The 21262-nt window shown below is 67.0% G+C and carries 23 protein-coding genes; 11 read left to right on the plus strand and 12 right to left on the minus strand.

What is annotated here, in order from left to right; all coding sequences use genetic code 11:
- Positions 1–23: 23 nt before the first annotated feature.
- Both E8M01_RS24635 and E8M01_RS24640 read right to left on the minus strand, forming a co-directional pair.
- A complete protein-coding gene (locus E8M01_RS24635; RefSeq protein ID WP_170182059.1) occupies positions 24–1082 on the minus strand; it encodes an ABC transporter substrate-binding protein in 1059 nt (352 codons plus the stop codon).
- Positions 1083–1215: 133 nt separating this feature from the next.
- Positions 1216–2157, minus strand: a complete 942-nt coding sequence (locus E8M01_RS24640; protein WP_136964805.1) for a LysR family transcriptional regulator — start codon at positions 2155–2157, stop codon at positions 1216–1218.
- A gap of 125 nt (positions 2158–2282) precedes the next feature.
- Here E8M01_RS24640 and E8M01_RS24645 point away from each other — a divergent pair, with 125 nt between their 5' ends.
- Entirely contained in the window at positions 2283–3149 is an 867-nt protein-coding gene (locus tag E8M01_RS24645) for a pirin family protein (protein ID WP_136962579.1), read from the plus strand.
- A 106-nt stretch (positions 3150–3255) separates the two neighbouring features.
- Positions 3256–3936 carry an isochorismatase family protein gene (locus E8M01_RS24650; protein ID WP_215908949.1) on the plus strand — a complete coding sequence of 227 codons (681 nt, stop codon included), beginning with the start codon at positions 3256–3258 and terminating at the stop codon, positions 3934–3936.
- Here the strand turns inward: E8M01_RS24650 and E8M01_RS24655 are convergent.
- The 4 genes from E8M01_RS24655 to E8M01_RS24670 form a co-directional block, all read right to left on the minus strand.
- On the minus strand, positions 3906–4931 hold the full coding sequence (locus E8M01_RS24655) for a helix-turn-helix domain-containing protein (RefSeq protein WP_136962581.1): 1026 nt from the start codon (positions 4929–4931) through the stop codon (positions 3906–3908). The two genes, E8M01_RS24650 and E8M01_RS24655, sit on opposite strands and share 31 nt — an antisense overlap.
- Before the next feature lie 223 nt (positions 4932–5154).
- On the minus strand, positions 5155–6474 hold the full coding sequence (locus E8M01_RS24660; protein WP_136962582.1) for an amidohydrolase family protein: 1320 nt from the start codon (positions 6472–6474) through the stop codon (positions 5155–5157).
- A 38-nt stretch (positions 6475–6512) separates the two neighbouring features.
- Complete coding sequence (locus E8M01_RS24665) at positions 6513–7580, minus strand: ABC transporter substrate-binding protein (RefSeq protein WP_136962583.1); 1068 nt, start codon at positions 7578–7580, stop codon at positions 6513–6515.
- A gap of 59 nt (positions 7581–7639) precedes the next feature.
- The gene (locus E8M01_RS24670; RefSeq protein WP_136962584.1) at positions 7640–8032 is read right to left on the minus strand and encodes a RidA family protein; all 393 of its coding nucleotides are present in this window, start codon (positions 8030–8032) and stop codon (positions 7640–7642) included.
- 325 nt (positions 8033–8357) lie between these two features.
- On the opposite strand from E8M01_RS24670, the gene E8M01_RS24675 reads away from it, so the two are divergent.
- The 3 genes from E8M01_RS24675 to E8M01_RS24685 all read left to right on the plus strand — a co-directional run bounded on the left by E8M01_RS24675 (position 8358) and on the right by E8M01_RS24685 (position 10191).
- Entirely contained in the window at positions 8358–8903 is a 546-nt protein-coding gene (locus E8M01_RS24675) for a hypothetical protein (RefSeq protein ID WP_136962585.1), read from the plus strand.
- Between the two features lie 146 nt (positions 8904–9049).
- Complete coding sequence (locus tag E8M01_RS24680; RefSeq protein WP_136962586.1) at positions 9050–9619, plus strand: hypothetical protein; 570 nt, start codon at positions 9050–9052, stop codon at positions 9617–9619.
- Positions 9620–9708: 89 nt separating this feature from the next.
- A complete protein-coding gene (locus E8M01_RS24685) occupies positions 9709–10191 on the plus strand; it encodes a DUF2569 family protein (protein ID WP_136962587.1) in 483 nt (160 codons plus the stop codon).
- 21 nt (positions 10192–10212) lie between these two features.
- Here E8M01_RS24685 and E8M01_RS24690 read toward each other — a convergent pair whose 3' ends face one another.
- Positions 10213–10617, minus strand: coding sequence for a helix-turn-helix transcriptional regulator (locus E8M01_RS24690; RefSeq protein ID WP_136962588.1), 405 nt, complete (start codon positions 10615–10617; stop codon positions 10213–10215).
- Between the two features lie 316 nt (positions 10618–10933).
- Here E8M01_RS24690 and E8M01_RS24695 point away from each other — a divergent pair, with 316 nt between their 5' ends.
- From E8M01_RS24695 to E8M01_RS24705, 3 genes are all read left to right on the plus strand, one after another.
- A complete protein-coding gene (locus E8M01_RS24695; RefSeq protein WP_136962589.1) occupies positions 10934–11923 on the plus strand; it encodes a formylglycine-generating enzyme family protein in 990 nt (329 codons plus the stop codon).
- A gap of 33 nt (positions 11924–11956) precedes the next feature.
- Positions 11957–12502 (plus strand): hypothetical protein, encoded by a 546-nt coding sequence (locus tag E8M01_RS24700; protein WP_136962590.1) that lies wholly within the window; start codon positions 11957–11959, stop codon positions 12500–12502.
- Positions 12503–12723: 221 nt separating this feature from the next.
- Positions 12724–12954, plus strand: coding sequence for a hypothetical protein (locus tag E8M01_RS24705; RefSeq protein WP_136962591.1), 231 nt, complete (start codon positions 12724–12726; stop codon positions 12952–12954).
- Between the two features lie 57 nt (positions 12955–13011).
- Here E8M01_RS24705 and E8M01_RS24710 read toward each other — a convergent pair whose 3' ends face one another.
- Entirely contained in the window at positions 13012–13371 is a 360-nt protein-coding gene (locus E8M01_RS24710) for a hypothetical protein (RefSeq protein ID WP_136962592.1), read from the minus strand.
- Between the two features lie 116 nt (positions 13372–13487).
- Positions 13488–13724, minus strand: coding sequence for a hypothetical protein (locus tag E8M01_RS24715; RefSeq protein ID WP_136962593.1), 237 nt, complete (start codon positions 13722–13724; stop codon positions 13488–13490).
- Between the two features lie 365 nt (positions 13725–14089).
- On the opposite strand from E8M01_RS24715, the gene E8M01_RS24720 reads away from it, so the two are divergent.
- Entirely contained in the window at positions 14090–15103 is a 1014-nt protein-coding gene (locus tag E8M01_RS24720) for a helix-turn-helix domain-containing protein (RefSeq protein ID WP_246088420.1), read from the plus strand.
- An 85-nt stretch (positions 15104–15188) separates the two neighbouring features.
- Here the strand turns inward: E8M01_RS24720 and E8M01_RS24725 are convergent, their stop codons facing one another.
- Together E8M01_RS24725 and E8M01_RS24730 are read right to left on the minus strand one after the other, a co-directional pair.
- Positions 15189–16187: an alpha/beta hydrolase gene (locus E8M01_RS24725; protein ID WP_136962595.1), complete on the minus strand. Its 999-nt coding sequence runs from the start codon at positions 16185–16187 to the stop codon at positions 15189–15191.
- A gap of 58 nt (positions 16188–16245) precedes the next feature.
- Positions 16246–16986: a hypothetical protein gene (locus tag E8M01_RS24730; protein ID WP_215908795.1), complete on the minus strand. Its 741-nt coding sequence runs from the start codon at positions 16984–16986 to the stop codon at positions 16246–16248.
- A gap of 195 nt (positions 16987–17181) precedes the next feature.
- On the opposite strand from E8M01_RS24730, the gene E8M01_RS24735 reads away from it, so the two are divergent.
- Together E8M01_RS24735 and E8M01_RS24740 are read left to right on the plus strand one after the other, a co-directional pair.
- Positions 17182–18084 carry a LysR family transcriptional regulator gene (locus E8M01_RS24735; protein WP_136962596.1) on the plus strand — a complete coding sequence of 301 codons (903 nt, stop codon included), beginning with the start codon at positions 17182–17184 and terminating at the stop codon, positions 18082–18084.
- Between the two features lie 117 nt (positions 18085–18201).
- Positions 18202–19854, plus strand: a complete 1653-nt coding sequence (locus tag E8M01_RS24740) for a thiamine pyrophosphate-binding protein (protein WP_136962597.1) — start codon at positions 18202–18204, stop codon at positions 19852–19854.
- Between the two features lie 19 nt (positions 19855–19873).
- Here the strand turns inward: E8M01_RS24740 and E8M01_RS24745 are convergent, their stop codons facing one another.
- Entirely contained in the window at positions 19874–20839 is a 966-nt protein-coding gene (locus E8M01_RS24745; RefSeq protein ID WP_136962598.1) for a Bug family tripartite tricarboxylate transporter substrate binding protein, read from the minus strand.
- Between the last annotated feature and the right edge of the window lie 423 nt (positions 20840–21262).

The following is a 21262-nucleotide window of genomic DNA, read 5'->3' on the forward strand; positions in this document are numbered from 1 at the left end:
CGATGTTTCGGCCCTGCCGGAGATCAGATAAAGGGGTTCTTGTCGTCGAGGCGCTTGCGGGCCTCCTCGGCGATGTCGAGTTCGAAGACCTCCGCCGCGGAGGGCACTTTCGGGATCATCCCGGCCCGGTGCCAGAAGGCGGCCTGTTCCATCACCGAATCCAGGTTCGGCATGCCGTCCGGGGCGTAACCGGACCAGCGCGGCCGCGACGTCTCGATGATCTCGGCCGGCAGGCCGGTCGCATCCGCCAGGATCTTGATGATCGCAGGATTGCCGTCGCGCGCGGCCTGCATGAAGTCCTGCGCTGCCTGCCGCTGCACCATGGCGAAGCGCACCAGGGCCGAGCGGCGGCGGGCGCGGGCCTCGCCGCTCGCCGCCCACAAGGCGATCTGGGTGTCGGGTGCCGCCTCGTCGCCCCAGAACAGGATCTTGCCGAGGCCACGCTTCTCGGCGGCGAAACACATCGGCACCGGCAGATTGGTGATGCCGATGCGGTTGGCGCCCAGCATCTGCGGCGAGATATTGCTGGCAACACCCCATTGCCACTCGACATCGTCGGGCTTCAGGCCGCCCTTCGCCAGAGCCTTCGAATAGAGGAATTGCGAGATCGAGCCGCGCACGCTGATGCCGATGGTCGAGCCCTTGGCCTTGGCGATCTCGGCGATGCTGGTCAGCCCCTTGGCGTGCAGTTCGTTGCTGACCATGAAACATTGCGAGCCGACGCCCGGCCGCTCGCGGCTGCCGCCGGTGAACAGGCGGAACGGCGCGCCCTTGGCGAGCGTGTTGAACAGGCCCGCCGAGCAGGTCGATATGGTGATGTCGAGTTCGCCGGCGGTCAGGATCGGAATGGCGAGGCCACCGTCGGCGAAGCTCTTCATCTCGACCTTCAGATTGACCTTGTCGAAATAGCCGCGGGCGAGCGCGATGAAGGTCGGCCCGGCGGAAATATAGGGCACCGAGCCGACGCGCAGCGTCTCCGGCGTCATGAAGTCCTGGGCCTGAAGGTTCGGTGCAAAGACAGGGGCAAGCGCGCCGAGCCCGGCGCCCAGCGCTCCCCGTCGTGTCAGTCGCATGCCGGTCATCTCGTCTCTCCCCTTCGTTTCGACCCGCGTTCTTCGTCGCGGTTGCGCCATGGCGTCGTGCCGGCGCCAGGTCGTGCAATCGATTGCACGATCGTCGATCCTGTCCGCCCGGGAGTCAAGCCCGTTGTTCACCTCAATGCGCAGCGGCGGGCGCCGGGGCATGCGCGGCTTCGTCACGGGCGAGCCTGGCATAGTCCGCCGCCAGGAAGTCGATCAGCTTGCGGATCGACGGCAGCAGGCCGCGGCGGGAGGGAAAGACGGCGTGGATGATGCCGGCCCGCGGCGCCCAGTTCGGCAGGACGTCGACGAGCGTTCCGGCCTGCAGGTCGCGTCTCACCACCATGGCCGGAAGCTGCACGACGCCGACGCCGCGCAGGGCGGCAAGGCGCAGTGCGACCATGTCCTCGGTGATCAGGCGCGGCGCGTGGCGCACCACCGCGGTCGCTCCATCCGGGCCCTCGAGGCACCATTCGTGATCCTGGTGCGGCGGCCCCCAGCCGAGGCTCGGCAGGGTGCCGAGGTCGGCGGGCACGAGCGGATGAGTGATGCCGGCGAGAACCGCCGGGCTGGCGACCAGGCGCTGCACGCTTTCGGCGAGGATCCTGACCACAAGATCGCTTTCATCGAGCGGCGGGAAGCGGACACGCAGCGCAATGTCGAAACCCTCGCGGATCACGTCCACCCGCCGGTTGGTGCTTTCCAGATGCACGTTCACCTTGGGATTGTCGGCCATGAAGCGGGCGATCATCTCGGCGACCTGGAAATACAGGACCGACGCGGGGCAGGAGACGCACACCACGCCACGTGGCTCCGAGCGCGTCCGGTCGATCTCTTCCTGCGCGGCCTCGGCTTCCACCACCATGGCCAGGCAGTGGCGGTAATAGGCCTGTCCGACATCGGTGACCGCGAAGCGGCGGGTCGACCGCTGAACCAGCCTGACGCCGAGCCGCTCTTCCAACAATCCGATGCGGCGGCTGAGCTTCGACTTGGCTACGCCGAGTGCCCGGCCGGCGGGTGCGAAGCCGCCGTGATCCACCACCTGGACGAAGTAGTACAAGTCGTTGAGGTCCTGCATCATAGCCACCATCGTTCTCGGAATAGGACTCTGTGACCGAGTTTCGCAGGCTACTGCGCTGATTGTCCCAAACATATTGTTTTTCCAACGCGATGCCCCCGAGGGGGCAGCTAAGGAGAAACATCATGAGACGGGTCCTAGGGGTCTATAGCGGCACCCGGCCGCATTGGGTCGGCGACGGTTTTCCGGTCCGCTCGATCTTCTCGCATGGCTCGCACGGCCAGCATGTCAGCCCGTTCCTGCTGCTCGACTATGCTGGCCCGCAGGACTTCGCGCCGGCCGATCGGCCGCGCGGCGTTGGCGTGCACCCGCATCGCGGCTTCGAGACGCTCACCATCGTCTATCAGGGCGAGGTCGAGCACCGCGACTCCACCGGCAATGGTGGTCTGATCGGCCCCGGCGACGTCCAGTGGATGACCGCGGCTTCCGGCATCCTGCACGAGGAGTTTCATTCCCGGGAGTTCACCCGAAAGGGCGGGACGCTCGAAATGATCCAGCTCTGGGTCAACTTGCCGGCCAGCGACAAGAATGCCCCGGCGGGCTACCAGACGCTGCTCGACCGCGACATTCCCGCCGTCGACCTGCCTGACGGCGCGGGCACGCTGCGCGTCATTGCCGGCGACCATGGCCGTCATCATGGCCCGGCCCGCACCTTCACGCCGATCAACATCTGGGACCTGAAGCTGACAAGCGGCGGGACAACATCGTTGGCTCCGCCCGAGGGCCAGACGGTCGGCGTGGTGGTGCTGCGCGGCGCCATCAGGATCAACGGCGCCGACGCGGCACGCGACGCCCAGTTCGTTCTGCTCGACAGCCAAGGCGGCGAACTGACGCTGGAGGCTGAAACCGATGCATCGGTGCTGGTGCTCAGCGGCGAGCCGATCGACGAACCGGTCGTCATGAACGGTCCCTTCGTCATGAACAGCGCCGAGGAAATCCGCCAGGCGATGACCGACTTTCAGGCGGGCCGCTTCGGCCGGATCGAAGCCTGAGGGCAGGCCGGGGGTGGCAACGGCCGCCCCGGAAAACCGACACGCGCGCGGCGCGGGTCTCAACGGGCCGCCGGCCCGGCAACACGAGGAGAATGTGATGAACACGATCGCCAATGCCGCCAATTTCAACGGCGCCAAGCCGACCATCGACGTGAATGATGCCGCGATGCTGCTGGTCGATCACCAGAGCGGGCTGTTTCAGGTGGTCGAGGATATCGACGTGCCGCGCCTGCGCCGCAATGTCGTCGCGCTGGCCAAAGCGGCGACGCTTGCCAAGATCCCCGTCATCACCACCGCGTCGGTGCCGCAAGGACCGAACGGACCGCTGATCCCGGAAATCCATCAGTCCGCGCCCCACGCCAAATATGTCGCGCGCCGGGGTGAGATCAACGCTTTCGACAATCCAGATTTCGTCGCGGCCGTCGAGGCGACCGGCAAAAAGACGCTGATCATCGCCGGCACCATCACCAGCGTCTGCCTGGCCTTTCCGAGCATCAGCGCGGTCACGGCCGGCTACCGTGTCTTCTCGGTGGTCGACGCCTCCGGGACCGTCTCCAAAATGGCCTCCGACCTGACGATCGCCCGCCTCGCTCAGGCCGGTGCCGTCCCGATCGACACCGGGGCGACGCTGTCCGAACTGCAGGGAAGCTGGAACCGGCCGGATGCGGCGCAGTGGGCCGAGGTCTATGCCGAGGCCTGGCCGCATTACCGGCTGCTGATCGAGAGCTACACCAAGGCGCAGCAGGTTGCCATCAATCACGAGGAACTGGACTCGCTGCGGAGGTGAACCGCTGACATGGACATGGCGAGGCCCGGCCTCGCCATGTCCGCTTCGCGGTCGGGTCCGGCCTTCTTCGACCGGAATTCGCGTGGCGTCAGGCCGGTCAGCTTCTTGAAGGCCCGGAGGAAATACTTCTCGTCGTGATAGCCGACGCCGTGGGCGATGCGCCCGACCGGCTCGTCGGTGACCGCCAGGCGCTCGCAGGCGTCCTCGATCCGCATCTCGGCAACCAGGGTCTGGAAGGTCTTGCCGGTATGGCCGCGGATCAGCGCACACAAGCGGCTGCGCGACAGGCGGGTCGCCGCGGCGGCGCGCGCCAGGCTCGTCGGGCCGGCATAGTTCTCGCCAATATAATCAGCGATCCGGCGCATGTGGTCGCCGTCGCGGCCGGGCGCCGGCAGGCTGCTGGCGAGATGGACAAAGTCGGCTTCGTGATCCTGGCAGATGCCGGCGAGCAAAAGCGACAGTTCGGCGCGGATCACCGCGCCGGAACAGAGCCTTGGGGCGTCGTGAGCTGCCCGGATGACTGCGAGGCATCGTTCCAGCCGCGTCCGGGCTTCGTTGCCGAGACCGAGTTCGACATGGTTCTGCCAGACGAAGGGATAGAGTTCCGGCGCGATGCGGGCGAGCTCGGCGGCCGGATAGGAGGTGGTCAGGTCGGGACGCAGAAAGTCGAGATCGAAATAGACCACCACGCAGCGGGTCGACCGGTCGAAACGCACCTGGTGCGGCACCATCGGTCCGATGAAATAGATCGATCCCGGGGCGGGCTTGTCGGCGGTCAGGCCGATCCTGATCGTCGGCGCGGCCGTCCTGAAATAGATGATCTGGAAGTAGTCGTGCTTGTGGGTGGGGTAGAAGCCCTGGATGTGGTTCGATTCCCGGATGTGGAAACGCGGCCCGTCGGCCCTGTCGCGGGCATAGGAGCGGACCGGCACCGCCGCGCTCCATTGCTGGGCGCGCCGATCGGGGCTGTAGCTTGTCGGCTTTCCGGTGGTCATGGTCGCGGGCCTCGTCAATGGTTGCCGATCGGGCCGGGCCAGGGCTGGCGCAGGTGGGGATCCATCGTCTTGGCCGGGACAAACCCGGCCAAGACGCTGTGAGGTGAGCCTGTCTCCGCGGCCTTCATGCGACGGTCGGGAAACAAGGCGACCGGGCGCGCGTGCAGAATCGGAAGCCGATCCTTCCATATCCGATCACCCCGACCCTTGCCGGCGCTGCCGCTCAGGCCGCACCGAGAATCCGGCCGCGCGAGTCCGCCATCATGGCCTTGGCGCGTCGCGCGTCGAAACCCTGCAAGGCGCCGCCACGCATGCGGATCCGCCCGTCCACCATGACGGTGTCGATGTCGCGCGGGCTCGTCTGCAACAGGAGATGGGCGCAGGCATCGGGCGCGACCGAGCCGCCGAACGGCCCCTTGCGAACCAGCAGGATATCGGCGCGTTTGCCTGGCGTCAGGCTGCCCAAGCGGTCGTCGAGACCGAGCACCCGGGCGGTCGTGATGGTGGCGATACGGATCAGGTCGCGCGGCTTCAACAGCGGCATGCCCGGCCCGACCGGCGGCCGCCGGCCGGCGACCGAACCGAATGAGCGCGCCATGGCGCCGTCGATGAAACCCTGCACGTTGTACATCACCCGGAGCTGGCCGATCGGATCGGAAGCGACATGGCACGGCACGTCGCAGCCGAACACCACGTCGACACCGCGCTCCATGGCGCGCCGGACCACGTCGGCGGGCGTGCCCTGGACATCGGCCGAGGGCGTGAAGCAGATCGGCATGCGGGCTTTCGCCATCAGCTCCAGCTCGCCATTGGTCAGCGCATTGCCGTGGATCACCATCAGGTCGGGGCCGATCAGTCCGCGCCTCGCCAGTTCGGTGACGGCGTCGGCCTGGTGGACATGGATGCAGCTCGCGACACCGAGCTCGCGGGCGAAGGCGAGCTGGGCCTCGAGGCCGGGGGCGCCGAGCGACTCCACCCCGATATTGATCGTGGTCAGGCCAGCGGGATCGTGGAACCGGTCATGGGTGAGCCGGGCATCGGCGAAACGGTCCTCCGGGCGCGCGAAGCCGTCCGGCTGCGCGCTCATGAAGGAATAGGAAAAGACGTGGCGGATGCCGGTCTCTTTCAGCGCCCGGATGGAAGCCTCGGCATAACCGGGGCCACGCACGTTGTGGCAATAATCGACCACCGTGGTGGTGCCGTAGGACAGCATTTCGAAACCGCCGAGATAGGCGGCGTTGAAATTGTCCTCAGGGCGAAATTTCGAGCGGAGCGGCAGGAACTGGCTGAAATAGCTGCCCGGCCAGAGGTCGGGGACGAAGCCGCGCAGCACCGTCTGCCACAGGCAGTTATGGGCATCGATGATGCCGGGCAGCGCGATCATGTCGGTGGCGTCGATGGTCTCGGCGCCGCCGGCGTCGAGCGACGCGCCGACGGCCCGGATGACGCCATCCTCGACCAGGATATCGGCTTCGGCGAAGTCGCCCAAGGCGTCGTCCATGGTCACCACCTGGGCGCCCTTGATCAGCGTCCGCTTGGCCATGCTGTGTCTCCGTTGTCGGCGCGCCGCGGCTTCGCCTGTCAGATGAACGGGTTCTTCTCGGCCATCCGGTTTCTGGCCTCTTCCAGCACGCCGAGGTCGAAGAGCTGCTCGGGCGAGGCCGGCTTGACCAGCATGTCGGTGCGCTCGTGCCAGAAGCGCTGCTGGTCGAGGATGGCTTGCCGGTTCGGCGCGCCGTCGGCCGCCATGGTCGACCAGCGCGGCCGGATCTTGGTCAGCAGGTCTTCGGGCAGGCGGGTTTCGGCGGCGAGGATCTTGATGATATCAGGCTTGTCGGTCTCGGCGGCGGCGTTGAATTCCGCGTAGCCCTGCAGGGTCGCCATGCAGAAGCGCACGGCAGCGGACCGCCGCTCGCGCAGGAATTTCTCACTGGCCGCGAAGGTCGAGAGCTGCATGCCGGGCGCGATCTCGTCGCTCCAGGTGACGATCCGGCCGACACCCTTGGCCTCGGCGGCATAGGCGCCGGGCAGGGGATCCAGCACGATGTCGACCCGGCCGCTCGCCATCAGCTGCAGCGCGGAGCTGGAGTTCAGGCCGGTGCGAAGCTCGAGGTCGGCGAAGCTCAGGCCGACCCGTTCGAGCGCCTTGGCGTGCAGGTAATGTGCGACGCTGCCCATCACCGCGATGCTCAGCACCTTGCCCTTGGCCAGGCGATAGCCGTCCAGACTGGTGAAGCCAGCGGCATGGAGCGCATTGCTGACCAGGATCCCCTGCGAGCCGCGGCCTTTGCCTTCATGGCCGCGGTCCATGAAGATGCGCACTGCCATGCCCTTGGCCACCAGGTTGAAGAAGCCGGCATTGCAGGGCGCCGTCGAAATATCGATCTCGCCGGCGGCGAGCGAAGGCATGGCAAGGCCGCCATCGACGAAATTGCGCACTTCGACGTCGAGGCCGAGCTTCCGATAATAGCCCTTGGCGAGCGGAATGAAGAAGCCGCCCGACGAGATATAGGGCACCGAGCCGCAGACGATTTTTGCCGGCGCCAGGAAGTCCTGGGCGCGGCCATGCCGGGGCGCCGCGAGCGCTCCGGCCGAAGCGCCTGCGACCAGCGCCAGTGCTCGCCGCCGGGTCAACGATGTCGCCGTCATGAGCGCTTCTCCTCGGGTCCGGTTTCTTGATTGTCGTGATGTCGTCGGGCGGCGTCAGGTCATGCCTCCGGCACGACGGCCACGGCCTGGATCTCGATCATCATGTCGGGATTGGCGAAGCCCGCCACCGTGATCGCGGCGCTGGCCGGAAAATCACGCTTCAGGATCTCCTTGCGCAGATCGGTCATCGGTCGCGAATAGCGCGCATCGATCAGGAACACCGTCATCGAGACGAGGTCCGCCAGGCTCGCCCCGGCCTCGGTCAGCGTTTTCTCCAGGTTGCGAAAGGTCTGGCGCGTCTGCGCCTCGAAATCACCGGCGAGCGAACGGCCGTCATCGGCTCTCTGGCCGGTATGGCCGGCGAGCCAGACGGTCCGGCCGCCACGCGTCACCACCGCCGGTGAAAAGGAAAAATCCTCCTGCCAGGTTCCCCTGATGTGGTTTCTTTCCATTGTCGGCTTCCAATTGAAGACTGCAATCATGCTTGCAAACGATTGCACGGATTGCAAGCGAGATTGTCGGCCAACTGGTTTCGCCAGGATGAACCGCCGCCGTCGGGCAACTGCGCCACAGGCCGGAGGCCACTTCGTTTTGGTCCAAGCGGCGCCCGCCGGCTTTCATTATGGTGGTTTCGACGCGCACGGGGGCGCCGAAACCGGTCCCGACCCGTCGGCGGCGCCGGCGATGAGTGACGGCCTTCGATCCTGCCTCCGGATGATCCGCGTCGGTCGATAATGAGCTGGCAGTTCGGATGACACTCAAGCCGGGGATGTCCTGATGATCGAAACCATCTGCCGCCGGGCTGCGGCGATCGCGACATGGGCGTTCATCGTCTTCCTGATGGCGCTGACAGGGCTTGGCGGGTCACGGCCGGGCCATGCGCAAGCGGCGCTTCCGGAATGGCAGGAATACCGTTCCGTGGCCGGGGGGTTCAGGATCGAGTTTCCGGGCAAGCCGGTCGTCACCGCCTATAACCGGGGCGGAATGGCGGTGTCCCAGGCCGATCTTGTGCTGGGCACGCAGGATTTCATGGCTTCCTCCGCCGAATCTGGGAATATCGCGGGCCGGCCGGTGGACAACCTGCTGTCGTCCATCCGGGCGCGTGTCGCGCGCGAAGGCCGCGTACGCGGCGAAGAGCGGAGGGACACCGCAGGCTTTCCATCCATGCGGCTGATCGTCGACCGGGATCAGCAGACAATGGTCGCGCTGTGGATATTAAAACAGAACCGGTGGATCACCGTGACCGCCAGCGGCCCGTCGGGGTTTGACGCCGATCCTACGTTACGGCGCTATTTCGACTCGTTTCAGTTGAACGCGGATTGACCGCGTCCGTGGGCGCCATCCGCAGGCCCGGCGACAGGTACCGATGCCTGCGCCGCGCCGTCGCAGCGTCCGGTCGTCAGCGACGACTTCGATCGCTCCTGGTCCGGCGCGTCGCCGGGTCTGGTTGACCAGGAGGCGCGGTCGAGATGATGTTCAAACCGGGGGTTGTCCCGATGATCGAAACGATCTTCCGCCGGGCTGCAGCGAAGGCGACATGGGCGTTCATCGTCCTCCTGGTGCTGCTGGCCGTCTCGACCGGATTACGGCCGGGCCATGCCCAGGCGGCGCTGCCGTTGTGGCAGGACCATCGTTCCGTGGCTGGCGGCTTTCGCATCGAGTTCCCCGGCAGGCCGCGTGTCACCACCTATGAGCGGGGCGGACTGACGGTGTCCCAGTCGCATTTTGCGCTCGGGGGCCAGGATTTTGCCGCAGCGTCCACGGAGCTGCCCTCGGCCGATGTCGCGGTCGACAGCCTGTTTGCGTCGATCCGGACAGGCGTCGCGAGCGACGGCCGCCTGCGCAGCGAGGATCGCAAGGACACCAGCGGCTTTCCCTCCATGCGGCTGGTCATCGACAAGGATCGGCGGACCATGATCGGGTTATGGGTCTTGAAGCGGAACCGGCTGATCACGGTCATCGCCACCGGCCCGTCGGGATTTGATGCCGATCTCGCCTCGCAGCGCTTTCTCGGCTCGCTCCTGGTCAGCGCGGATTGACGCCGGCCAACGGCACTTCTTTGGAGACATTGGACGGGTTTTCACACGGGCGGGACGGGCCGCGCGGCCGAAGCAGGAAGCGGGGGGTGATGATGTCGGACGTTCAGCAGCTTCCATCGCCGGGAGATCCCGCCGGAGAGAAGCCCCTCGAGGGCATCGCTGGTTGGCTGATCATCGTCGCGATCGGCCAGATTGCCGGACCGATCGCGTTCATTCTTGGAACGCGCAGCCTGTTTGCCTCGCTGCCGGAGGGCACGGCGCGCGACATGCCGGTGGCGTTCCTTGGCGCCGTCCTGTTGGAACTCACGGTGCTTGGCCTGCTGGTCTTCACCGCATTCCTGTTCTTCAACAAGAAAAGCGCTTTTCCGAAATTGTTTATCGCGACCTGCATTCTCAACCTGCTGGAGCCGCTAGCCCTGGCGCTCTGGCTGAAGGCGGTCGTTGGCGGCAATGTTCTGGCCTATGTCGATACCGCAACCGTCGGGCAGTATGTTCTCAGCTGCGTCGTCGCCGCGATCTGGATCTCCTACGTCGTCAATTCCGTCAGGGTCCGCAACACATTCGTGCATTGACGCGCGACCGGCCGCTGCGCGCTATTTCCTCGCTTCGCACAATGTCCTGTTGCGCAGGTCCGACGGGGTCTCGCCATAGGCGCGGCGGAACGCACGGTTGAAATAGGAGAGATCGCCAAAGCCGGCATCCAGGGCGACGGCGCCGATCGCGCGCTTGGCGAGCCGCGGATCGCTGAACATGCGATGGGCGAAGGCCAGTCTCCTGCCGAGCACGAAGGCGGAAAAGGTGGTGCCCTCGGCCTCGAACAGCATCTGGACATAGCGCGGCGTGACCCGTTGCGCCGCCGCGGCCTTGCCGACGGTCAGATCGGGTTCACCGAGATTGTCCAGAACCAGCCGCTTGATCGCATCGAGCCTGACCGCCCGAAACCCGCGGTCCGTCGGCTCGGCCGTCGAGAACCGCATCGTCGACGTCTCATCCAGCATGGCTTCCACCTCGGGTCTGGACTGAAGAGGAATCGTTGCCGCCCGGGATCAATCTGGAGACCGACTGTTTCCGCATCTTGCCGCGGGCGGTTGCGCTGCGCGACGCGAACCGGTCGTTTCGCGACAAGACGAGGGAGCTTCGTTCTGGTCCAAGCCTGTTCGCCTGGTCGCGGCTATGGTCGCGATCGTGCAGGGATGAGCGAGGCGCTGCCCGGTCGCGCGTCTTGTCGCGCAGGCATCGTGGCCGCGGTGTCATTGCCTGCCATCGATCGTTGCCATCGCCGGTCTCGTCGGCGGGCCGAACAACGGAGTTCGCATGGGGCCAGCATGGTGCCGCATCCTGCGTTCTGTCGCCTTGGCGATGCTGCTCGCGGGAGCCAGCCTGAACGGGGCCGAAGGTCAGCCGCTGCCGGTCGAACGCGTGGGCGCGCTGAAACCGGGCGAGGCTTTCCGGGAGTGCGAAGCCTGTCCGGAGATGGTGGTTGTGCCTTCGGGCGAGTTTCTGATGGGCGCCGCGGCCGGCGACGCGACCGGCTTCGACCTGCCGCAGCATGCGGTCCGGATCGGCGCGCCCTTCGCCGTTTCCAGGTTCGAGATCACCGTCGAGCAATACGCCGCTTTCGCGCGCGACAGCGGCCATGCCGTGTCCAGATGTGTCTTGCTCGAGGATTCCGCGAACGGCCGTTTCAATCCGCGCGACGATCGCTCATGGCAGGCTCCGGGCTTTCCCCAGGGCGGCACTCATCCGGTGACCTGCGTCAGCTGGGCCGACGCCAAGGCTTATGTCGCTTGGCTCGCCCGGACGACCGGCAAGTCCTATCGCCTGCTGTCGGAGGCCGAATGGGAATATGCGGCGCGTGCCGGCAGCACGACGCGCTATCCGTTCGGCGCCGATGCCAACAGCCTCTGCCTGCACGGCAACGGCGCCGACGAGACCTTGCGGCGCCAGACGGCAGCTCTCGACCTGCCAGAGGACCTGTCCGACATCGCTTGCAGCGACAACCACCTGCGGACCGCACCGGTCGGCAGTTTCCCGGCCAATGGCTTCGGTCTTCACGACATGCTGGGCAATGTCGCGGAATGGGTGGAGGACTGCAACCAGACCATGGAGACGGGCCGCGGTTACGAGGGCGCGCCGGCCGACGGATCGGCCTGGACCGGCGGCAGTTGCAGCGGCCGCGGTGCCCGCGGTGGCCATTGGGGCGCCGATGCCAAGGAATTGCAATCCAATGCGCGCGGCGGTGGACCGCGCGCCGAAGGCGCGGATTTCCTCGGCATTCGTGTCGCGCGAACCCTGGCGCCCTGATGGCTGACGGCTTGCCGGTTTTCGGCAGGCATCGTGACTGGAAAGGTCAAGCGCATGCGGCGGACATTGTTCGGCATGACCATGACGGCGCTGCTGCTGGCCGCTTCGGTCGAGCCCGTCTCGGCCCAGGCGAGCCGCTACACACGCCATGTCTACGCGACCTGCCCGGAGGCGCGCTCGCCCGAGCCTGGCGTCATCGAGGTCAGGCGTTGTCGCGGCGTGGCCGGCATCCCGGTGCTCTGGATGTCGGAGCCCGACAGTTCCAGCGTCGGTTTCGGCTCGACGCGGCCCGAGGCAGGGCTGGATATCGGCACGGCATTCGAAGCCGGCGCCACGATCGAATGGCGCAGTGCCGCCGGCGAGGCGCGGCCGATGGCGGCGATCGTGCGCCATCGCGTCGGCAGCCGTGTCGGCGCGCTCAACCAGAGCCGGCTGGTGATCTATCGGCTGGAGGCCTCCGGTCGCTCCTGTGTCATGGCGGTCGCCACGGGCGGCGATGCCAATGACAAGGCGCGCGCCTTTATCGACGCCTCGGCGCGGGATTTCGCCTGTGGCACGAGCCGGCGGGTCGCGCTGTAGACGGCGGTCCGCCAAGTCTCGTGCCGGTCGCGCAATGTCGGAAGCCGTGGCGGCAGGGCGGATGCTCGCGTCAACGTCAGGCCGGCGCGTGTGTTCCCGGTCGGCTGGGCTGACGCGCTATTCGGCGGGTCGGCCCTATCGATTACGCTGGGCGCTTCCCACATCAGGTGAGCTGAGAGCCGTTCCGCTTCGCCGGACGGCTGGCTCAACGGTGCCTGATCATGAAAAGCCATAGTGACGACCGGCCGGAAGGCACGGTGCGCAGACACGTTCTCACCAGCCTGAAGGGCATGGTGTGCTGGTGCGAGGTCGCGGAACTCGCGGCGGCCGCCAATGTCAGTCCCGACGTGGTGCTGGCCTGCCTGCAATTCTACGAGGGCGAATTCGCCCGCCGCCACGGCGACCTCTGGCGTTTCGAGACCATCGGCCGCCGCGGCGTGACGCTGAATTGAGCGGCACGCCCAACCCCCTTCCCACCGGAGAGGGTTGGGCGAGTGCCGCCCGGTTCCTCAATCCGTCGCGAAACGGGTCGCGCTGCCGGTCCAGGTCAGCGTGACATTGCTCACTTTGCAAAGGTCGAGACCGCTCATCTCGGATTTGTCGCCATCTTCATAGACGACGCGCAGGTCGAACATGCAGGCCTGCGTCCGGCGCGGGAAGGTGATGTTGCGGCGGGTGCCTGATGGCATCACGCCCTCGCCGAGGATGTCGCGGCCCCAGTTGTTGTTGGCCGAGGGGCTGACATAGACCTCGTTGATCTGGAAGCCGGTGCGGTTGATCAGCGAGAAGTTCTGCTGGGCCTGGGCGAAAGCCGCGCCGGTCGAGGCGACCGACAGTACGGCGGCAGCGAGAAGGCTGCGACGGATCATGGACTATTCCGATCTGGGCTGGGAAGGATTGGCGTGAAACGATGGCTGCGTATGCGGCTGTCATGCGGGCTGCGGCATCAGGCGAAGCGCCTGCGTCGCAGCCCGCTGTCAGGTGATTACTGCGCGAGGGCCTTCTGCATGGCCTCGGCCAGCGGCGCATTGGGGTTGCGCGTGCAATAGGCTTCGATCTTGGCGTCCATCGGATCGGCCGGCGGCATGGCCGTGCCGGCGCTGCGCAGGGCGGCCTTCATTTCGGCCTGGGCACGCAGATAGCCGGCGCAGGTGTCGGCGGTCTGGGCTGCCGCGGCGGCGGACATCGCGGTCAACAGGACGAGCGAGAGGATCATCTTCATGGAGTGCAACCAATTCTGGACGGGGGAGGAGAACCCGCGACGGGGCCCCTGAAGGCCTGCCTGGGGCGGAACGCCGCAACGCCCGCGAGCGGATGACCGCGCGACGCGTTGACAGCGACCTGATCATCCTCTCGCACGACCGGGGACCTTCCCGCATTGACGCTGCGTCCGGCTTTCTTGACCGGGCATCCCGCATTGTCCGCGATGCGTTTATTGTTGATCCCGAATTGACGTCTGGCCGGGGCGCCGCCCGCCGATTCCCGGCAGGCTTGCCGATGCGTAAAATTCTCCGCATAAGCGGCGCGGCAGAACCTCTTTCCTCCGCGCCGGCGCGGTGGTCTGGCCATGCGGAGCGACCTTTAGCCTTGCCGGTCCAGACCCTCACCTTCGCAGCCGAAAATCCCGACGAGGCCGGCGGCTTCGGCGCCTATCACGATCTCTATGCCGGCGGCTCGGATGTCGGCCTGACCGGCGGCCGCTTCGAAGCCCGTGTCCGGGCCCACCGCTTCAAGCGCATGCTGGTCTTCGATCGCACCATCAGCGGTGTCATCCATCGTCGCGACCAGGCGCGTGTCAGGCGTGACGGTTTCGACCATGTCGCGCTGCAATTGCTGCTGAGCGGCGAGCTGGCCGGCGGCCGGCCGGGCGAGGAGCGGGCGCTTGCCCCCGGCGAGATCATCCTGTTCGACATGACCCAACCGCAGGCGACCCGTGCCGACGGCGCCCGCTTGATCACCGTCAGCCTGGCGCGCGATGTCGTCGAGGCGGTGGCACCGCTGACGCGGAGCTTGCATGGCGCCATTCTGCCCGAGGTCGGATCCGGCCTCCTCGGCGACTTCATGGTCTCGCTGGCGCGCCGCGGCGATCACTTGAGTGCGGGAACTGCGTCCCGGGCGGGGCGGGCGGTCGCCGAGCTGCTCGCCGCGGCGCTGGGCGAAGGCGAGGTGCGCCCGGTCTCCGGCTCGTCGGCGCAGCAGATCCTCCTGCTCAGACGCGAGCGCACCGAGGCCTATATCGAAACGCGCCTCGCCGACCCGCACCTCGATGTCGAGGCGGTCGCCGTCGGCCTCGGCGTGTCGCGCAGCGTGCTCTATCGGCAGTTCGAGGCATCCGGCGGCGTGGCGCAACATATCCTGCACCGCCGGCTGGAGCGCCTGCGCGGCGCGCTCCGCCGCCTCGGCGAAGTGCGCTCCATCGCAACACTGGCCTATGACCATGGCTTTGCCAGCGAAAGCCATTGCAGCCGTGCCTTCCGGGCGGCCTACGGCTTGCCGCCCGGGCAGTACCGCGCCGAAATGAATCGTCTCCGGCTGACATACGAGACCGACGAGGAGAGCTCGGGCGGCTCGTTCGCCAGTTGGCACAGCGAATTATACTAGGCGGCGCGGCCCGGCCGCTGCGCGGCACCACATGGCCTTCCCGCCCGAAATGCCGGTGCCGTGCCGAAGCCGGACCTCGCTCCGCTCAGCGCGCCGATCCGGCGAGAAATGTGCCGAGCCGTTCCAACGCCTGGCGCCCGGCCTGCTCGTCGAGATTGAACTGATATTCGTGGGGCAAAGGCGGGCTGTGGCCGGCCGGGAAGAACAGCGTGTCGACGGCGACGCCCTGCGCGCGGATGGCTTCGGCCATCATGACCGATTGCGGCGCCAGCGGATCGGCATTGCCGACCGATACGAAGGCCGGGGGAAATCGCGGGCTCAGGTGACGGGCAACCGAGAATTCGGCAAGGCGAGGGTCTCCGGCATAGTCCCGGGTGCCGAGATAGGACCAGAGGACGGTCCTGATGAACCATCCGAAGCCGCCGTCGAGATCGATCGCGCTGGCGTCATAGACGCCGCAGAACAACACGATACCCCTGAGCGCGCCAGGCTCGATCGCCGGCGCGATGCCGATCGACGCGGCATAGCCGGGGCCGCCGATCGCTGCGGCCAGCTGCGCCGCAATCTGAGCGCCGGCCGAATCGCCGGCGAGAAAGATCCGGCTTCGGTCGATCGGCCAGCGGCCGGCATTGGCGACAAGGAAAGCCAGCGCTTCGTTGGCCTGGACGACGGGTGTCGGATAGCGCGCACCCGGCGCGGTCGAATAGCCGATGCCGACGACGGCATAGCCGCCGGCCGCCAGGATCCTGAGATAACCGACGGTATCGGCCTTGTTGCCGGCGACGAAGCCGCCGCCATGGATCCAGACGATCATGGGCAGCGGTTTGCTCGTCGCGTCGGCATCGGAGGGGAGAAAGATGTCAAACAGCGCATCGCTGCTCTGGCCATAGCGTTGGTCGCGCCATTCCGTGACTTTGCCCGGCAGATGCCGTTCCAGCGCGCGGTTGCGCGCGGCGGCGTCCATGTCGAAGGCAAATCGGATCAGCATGACCGACGGCCACGGGCTGAGCTTGAAGGCGGCGTAACCGGCCGCGGCACCTGCAACCAGGGCGATCAGGCACCAGGTGATCCAACGCTGTCTCATCCCGCGAACCTATACGATGCGCCTTGCCGGGCAATCCGGCGCCGCACCGGGGCGGTGGTCACTCGGGATTGCGCTCGGCCTGCGGGTCGAATGCCATGCCGTCGCCGATCTGGTCGAGCGTCATCGTGCCGCGCCGCGGCGCCGCGCGCCACACCGCTCGCTCGGCGTCGCTCGAGATGGTACCGGTGGTCAGTTTCATCCGGCCGGTCAGATAGTTGACCGAGACGCCGCGGGTTTCACCGGAGTTCCTGACGACCGTGATGCGGTCATAGCCGATCAGGTCGATGCGCTCGCCGCGAACCTTGAACGTATAGGTCACGACGAACATCTCCCAGGATCCGGCCGACATGAACGAGCGCATCGCCAGCTTGAAGCTGCCGCCGGCGACGGTGATGCCGCCGCCGTCGAGATAATCGTCCGCCACCGGGTCTTCCGTGCGCGGAATGAGCTGGTGGTTCTCGAGCGCCAGCCGGAAGCCTGACGCCTGCCCGAAAGCCACCACCAGGATGCGCGGATTGGTGTCGAGCCGCCTGGTGCCGAGCCCTCCGCTGTTGTCGACGACGTTGCGCGGCGCGTCCTGTCGCAGCACCAGCACGAGATCGGCGATGCCGTCGCCGTTGAGATCGCCGGCCTCGCGGGCTTCGAGCTTCCAGCCGGCCGGCACGAAGCCTTCCGCCGTCGCGGCGGTGCGGACGAGGCGGGGATAATCGACCGGCGGAATGGCGAGCTCGGTTGCGGCCGCCGGGACCATCGGCGCGAGGCCGGCGATGACAAGAGCAAACATGATCAGGCGGCGCATGGACAGGTGATCCCGGGACGAACGGAGTGGCAGACCTGACGGATCGTCGTTTCCGGGTCATGCCACGGGACCAGGCCGGGGTTTCAGGCCCTGACGCCCCCGTGCCGGCGAGGCGCGCCGGCATCCCGCGGCAGCCTGTTTCCGCCCATGCGTCCAATGTCCTAGTCTGGATGTCCCCTTAGGCCGGAATCCAAGATGCTGACGCTTCGCCAGATCGAAGTCTTGCGTGCCCTGATGATCACTGGAACGGTTGCGGGCGCGGCCAAGCTCCTCAATGTCTCGGCGCCCGGCATCAGCCGCTCGATGAAACATATCGAGGGCACATTGAAGCTGAAGCTGTTCGAGCGCCGGCATGGCCGCTACACGCCGACGCCCGAGGCCAACGAGCTGTTCGAGCAGATCAACGGCGTCTACAAGAAGGTCGACGACCTGCATTTCACCCTGGCGCGCTTCCATCGCGGCACGGCGATCGAATTGCGCCTCGGCTCGGTGCCGAGCATCTGCCACGTCATGGTGCCGCGCGCGATCGAGAAGCTGAAGCGCCTGCATCCCGACCTGAAGCTGGAAATCACCATTCTCAAGATCGAGGAGGTGATCGACTATCTCCTGCTCGGCAAGGGCGAGATCGCCGCGATGAGCTATCGGCTCGATCATCCCGGCATCGATTTCGTGCCGCTGGCCAATGGCGAACTCTGCTGCATCGTGCCGGAACATCATGCCCTGGCCAGCCGCACCAGCATTTCGGCGCGCGAAATGGTCGACTATCCCTTGATCGGCATCGATCCCAACGACCCCTATGGCCGGATCATGGCCGAGATCTTCCAGCGCCAGGGCCTGACCTATGACATGGAGATCAAGGCGCGCTTCGGCACCACCGTCTGCTCGCTGGTGGCGGCCGGCCTCGGCATCGCGATCATCGACCAGTTCACCGTGGCGCACCAGTCGATGCGCGGCATCAAGATTCTCGCGATCGACGAACCGACCCAGTTCCAGACCTATGTCGCGGTCAAGAACGACCGGGCGCCGTCACTCTACGCCGACAATTTCGTCCGGCTGCTGCGCGAGGAAATGGCGGCGGTGATCCCGAAGCACGGGTAGAGGGACGGACTGTCATCAATACCGGTTCGGCATATCTGAAAGCGGCGGCCAAGCCTGGGAGGGATCGTCCGCCGCGTCTATGACGGCTTGGACACCATCACCGTCTTGGAGACAGTCATGCCGACCGCCGGCGACGTCATCGTCGAGTGCCTTGCCGCCCATGGCGTCGACCGGATCTTCTGTGTGCCCGGCGAAAGCTATCTCGGCCTGCTCGACGCGCTCCACGGCCGCGCCGACATCGACACGGTGGTCTGCCGGCACGAATCCGGGGCGGGCTTCATGGCGCTCGCCGATGCCCGTCTTTCCGGCCGCGTCGGCGTCGCCTGCGTCAGCCGCGGCCCCGGCGCCAGCAATGCCGCGATCGCCGTGCATACCGCCGAGCAGGACGGTGTTCCCTTCATCCTCTTGGTCGGCCAGGTCGCCAGCCGCGACGTCAGGCGCACCGCGTTCCAGGAGATCGACTACGGACAGATGTTCGGATCGATCGCCAAATGGACCGCCGAGGTCACCGACCCCGACCGCATGGCCGAGACGATGCTGCGCGCGATCCAGGTCGCGACGTCGGGCCAGCCAGGTCCAGTGGTCGTCGCCGTGCCCGAGGATGTGCTGACCGCCGAGACCGGATCGAAGGCGGTGTCGCCGCAGGCCCCGGTCAAGGCGGCGCCCGACCCGGCCGACCTCGCCACGCTCCACCGCTGGCTGTCGGAGGCGCGGCGGCCCCTGGTCATCGCCGGCGCCAATCTCGACCGGCCCGGTGGCCGCCAGGCCTTGCTGGGCTTTGTCGAGCAATGGGAGGTTCCGGCCGTCGTCTCGTTCCGCAACCAGGACCTGATGGACAATGCCCATCGGCTCTATGCCGGCGACATGGGCCTGGCCAATCCGCCGGCCCAGATGGCGCTGCTGCGCGAGACCGACCTCTTGATCGTGCTGGGCGCCCGGCTGACCGACATCACCACGCAGGGCTATACGTTCCCGTCGCTGGTCCGGCCGGACCAGCGGCTCGTCCACATCTATCCCGACCACGGCGTCATAGGCACACATTTCGCCGCGGATCTCGCCATCGGCTGCGGCGCGCAGGCCGCGATCGCGGCGCTCGGGCCGCCGCCGGCGCCGCTCGTGGCATCGAGAGACCGGGCCTGGCGTGAGCGCCTGAAGGCCGAGCAGCAGGCGATCGCCACACCGCGCCGGTTCCAGGCCGACGACGGCGTGCCCTTCGAAGATGTCGTTGCCCTCATCGCGCGCGATTTGCCTGATGATGCCATCATCACGCTCGACGCCGGCACCTTTGCCGCACCCGCCTACCGGATCATTCCGTTCAGGCCGCCGCAGCGCCTGCTTGCGCCGATCTCCGGCGCCATGGGTTTCGGCGTGCCGGCGGCGGTCGCGGCCGCGCTACGCGAGCCGGCGCGGCCGGTGATCTGCCTGGTCGGCGACGGCGGTTTCCTGATGACCGGCAGCGAGCTGGCGGTGGCCATCGAGCGCAGGCTGCCGCTGAAGGTGATCGTCTCGGAGAACCGCATCTACGGTTCGATCCGCATCCACCAGGAGCGGGACTATCCCGGCCGGGTGAGCGGCACGAGCTTCGCCAATCCGGATTTCGAACTCATCGGCCGCGCCTTCGGTTTCAACGTCACGCGCATCCGCTCGACCGGCGAACTCGCTGGCCTGCCCGCGATCCTGGCGCGGCCAGGCCCGGAATTCGTGGTGGTCGATACCAGCGTGAAAGCCATTCTGCCGAAGCCGGCGCTCGCCGGCCGGGCGGCCGAATAGCGCCGCTCCAAGGCTGGGCTCAGTTCTGCAGCGCTATCCCTGATGCCTTGATGATGGCGGTCCAGCGCTCGGTTTCGCGCGCGATGAAGGCGGCGGTCGAAGCCGGCGTGGAATCGGCGATCGGAATGATGTCGAGCTGTTCCAGCCGGCGGACGATCGCCGGGTCGCGCACCGCCGCATTGGCGGCACGGTTGATGTGCTCGACCAGGTCGCGCGGCGTGCCCTTGGGCGCCAGAATGACATTCCAGGTCGACGCCTCGTAATCGGCCATGCCGGCCTCCGCGAAGGTCGGGACATCGGGCAGCGACGGCGACCGCTGGGCCGAGGTCACCGCCAGCGCGCGGATGGCGCCCGACTTGATCTGCTGGGCCGAGGTCGAGATCGGGTCGATGATGAACTGGACGTGGCCGGCGATCAGATCGGTCATCGCCGGGGCCGCGCCGCGATAGGGCACGTGGACGACATCGAGCCCGGCCTGATGTTTCAACAGCTCGACCGCCATGTGCAGCACCGAGCCGACACCGGCCGAGCCATAATGGACCTTACCGGGATTGGCCCTGACATAGGCCAGGAAATCCCCGAGCTTGGCCGCCGGCACGGACGGGTGCACCGACAGCACCAGGGGGGCCGTGGCGACATGGGCGATCGGCACGAAATCGGCCGTGGAATCATAGGGCAGGCGGCTGTTGAGCCCTGGATTGACCGCATGCGACACCGTGGTGAACAGGAGCGTCGTGCCGTCCGGATCGGCGCGCGCCACCGAATTGGTGCCGGTGATGACGCCAGCGCCCGGCCGGTTCTCGATAATCACCGAGCGGCCGAGCCTGGCGGCCAGCGCCTCGCCGGTGATCCGGGCGACCAGATCCGTGCTGCCGCCGGCGGCGAAGGGCACGATGAGCTTGATCGCGGGGCCGCCGGACTGGGCCTTGGCCGCGGTTGCGCCGGCCAGAAGGGCGGACGCAATGAAACATCGTCTGTCGAGCATGGCGCATCGTCCCGGTCATTTTCTTGAAGCCTCGATCGAGGCGGCAGCACTGTCGGGTCGATGCGATGCCGGGGGAATGATGCCGGCGCAGCTAGCAGATATAGCGGCGCGGCATATGGGGCGGCTGGGATGGCCCAGGCGAGCCGCGGAAAGGACAGCGGATCGGCGCGCCGGCGGCTGGCTTCGCCGGATATCGCGCGCCTTGCACCATGTTCTGTCTTGCCCTAACAATCAGCCAAGCTCACTGTTTTTGGGCGGCTGAGTACTTGCCGCCATCATGTTCTCCTGGAACACATGAACTATTGGGGCGGGTGGACACTTGGCCGTAGCGTTGCTCGCGTCGTCTGGAGGCGACAGCTGGCCGCTCCGCCGCTTTCGCCCCGGTTTTCGTCCCGACCCGCGCCACTCGACCGGCGCCGCGGC

The organism is Phreatobacter stygius (genome assembly GCF_005144885.1).
Taxonomy (GTDB): Bacteria; Pseudomonadota; Alphaproteobacteria; order Rhizobiales; family Phreatobacteraceae; genus Phreatobacter; species Phreatobacter stygius.

Coding starts and splice junctions, on each gene's coding strand:
- E8M01_RS24645 (WP_136962579.1), top strand. CDS start 2,283: ATGAGACGGGTCCTAGGGGTCTATAGCGGCACCCGGCCGCATTGGGTC.
- E8M01_RS24680 (WP_136962586.1), top strand. CDS start 9,050: ATGATGTTCAAACCGGGGGTTGTCCCGATGATCGAAACGATCTTCCGC.
- E8M01_RS24675 (WP_136962585.1), top strand. CDS start 8,358: ATGATCGAAACCATCTGCCGCCGGGCTGCGGCGATCGCGACATGGGCG.
- E8M01_RS24710 (WP_136962592.1), bottom strand. CDS start 13,371: ATGATCCGTCGCAGCCTTCTCGCTGCCGCCGTACTGTCGGTCGCCTCG.
- E8M01_RS24655 (WP_136962581.1), bottom strand. CDS start 4,931: ATGACCACCGGAAAGCCGACAAGCTACAGCCCCGATCGGCGCGCCCAG.
- E8M01_RS24725 (WP_136962595.1), bottom strand. CDS start 16,187: ATGAGACAGCGTTGGATCACCTGGTGCCTGATCGCCCTGGTTGCAGGT.
- E8M01_RS24715 (WP_136962593.1), bottom strand. CDS start 13,724: ATGAAGATGATCCTCTCGCTCGTCCTGTTGACCGCGATGTCCGCCGCC.
- E8M01_RS24695 (WP_136962589.1), top strand. CDS start 10,934: ATGGGGCCAGCATGGTGCCGCATCCTGCGTTCTGTCGCCTTGGCGATG.
- E8M01_RS24735 (WP_136962596.1), top strand. CDS start 17,182: ATGCTGACGCTTCGCCAGATCGAAGTCTTGCGTGCCCTGATGATCACT.
- E8M01_RS24745 (WP_136962598.1), bottom strand. CDS start 20,839: ATGCTCGACAGACGATGTTTCATTGCGTCCGCCCTTCTGGCCGGCGCA.
- E8M01_RS24705 (WP_136962591.1), top strand. CDS start 12,724: ATGAAAAGCCATAGTGACGACCGGCCGGAAGGCACGGTGCGCAGACAC.
- E8M01_RS24640 (WP_136964805.1), bottom strand. CDS start 2,157: ATGCAGGACCTCAACGACTTGTACTACTTCGTCCAGGTGGTGGATCAC.
- E8M01_RS24670 (WP_136962584.1), bottom strand. CDS start 8,032: ATGGAAAGAAACCACATCAGGGGAACCTGGCAGGAGGATTTTTCCTTT.
- E8M01_RS24740 (WP_136962597.1), top strand. CDS start 18,202: ATGCCGACCGCCGGCGACGTCATCGTCGAGTGCCTTGCCGCCCATGGC.
- E8M01_RS24665 (WP_136962583.1), bottom strand. CDS start 7,580: ATGACGGCGACATCGTTGACCCGGCGGCGAGCACTGGCGCTGGTCGCA.
- E8M01_RS24690 (WP_136962588.1), bottom strand. CDS start 10,617: ATGCTGGATGAGACGTCGACGATGCGGTTCTCGACGGCCGAGCCGACG.
- E8M01_RS24685 (WP_136962587.1), top strand. CDS start 9,709: ATGATGTCGGACGTTCAGCAGCTTCCATCGCCGGGAGATCCCGCCGGA.
- E8M01_RS24635 (WP_170182059.1), bottom strand. CDS start 1,082: ATGACCGGCATGCGACTGACACGACGGGGAGCGCTGGGCGCCGGGCTC.
- E8M01_RS24660 (WP_136962582.1), bottom strand. CDS start 6,474: ATGGCCAAGCGGACGCTGATCAAGGGCGCCCAGGTGGTGACCATGGAC.
- E8M01_RS24730 (WP_215908795.1), bottom strand. CDS start 16,986: ATGCGCCGCCTGATCATGTTTGCTCTTGTCATCGCCGGCCTCGCGCCG.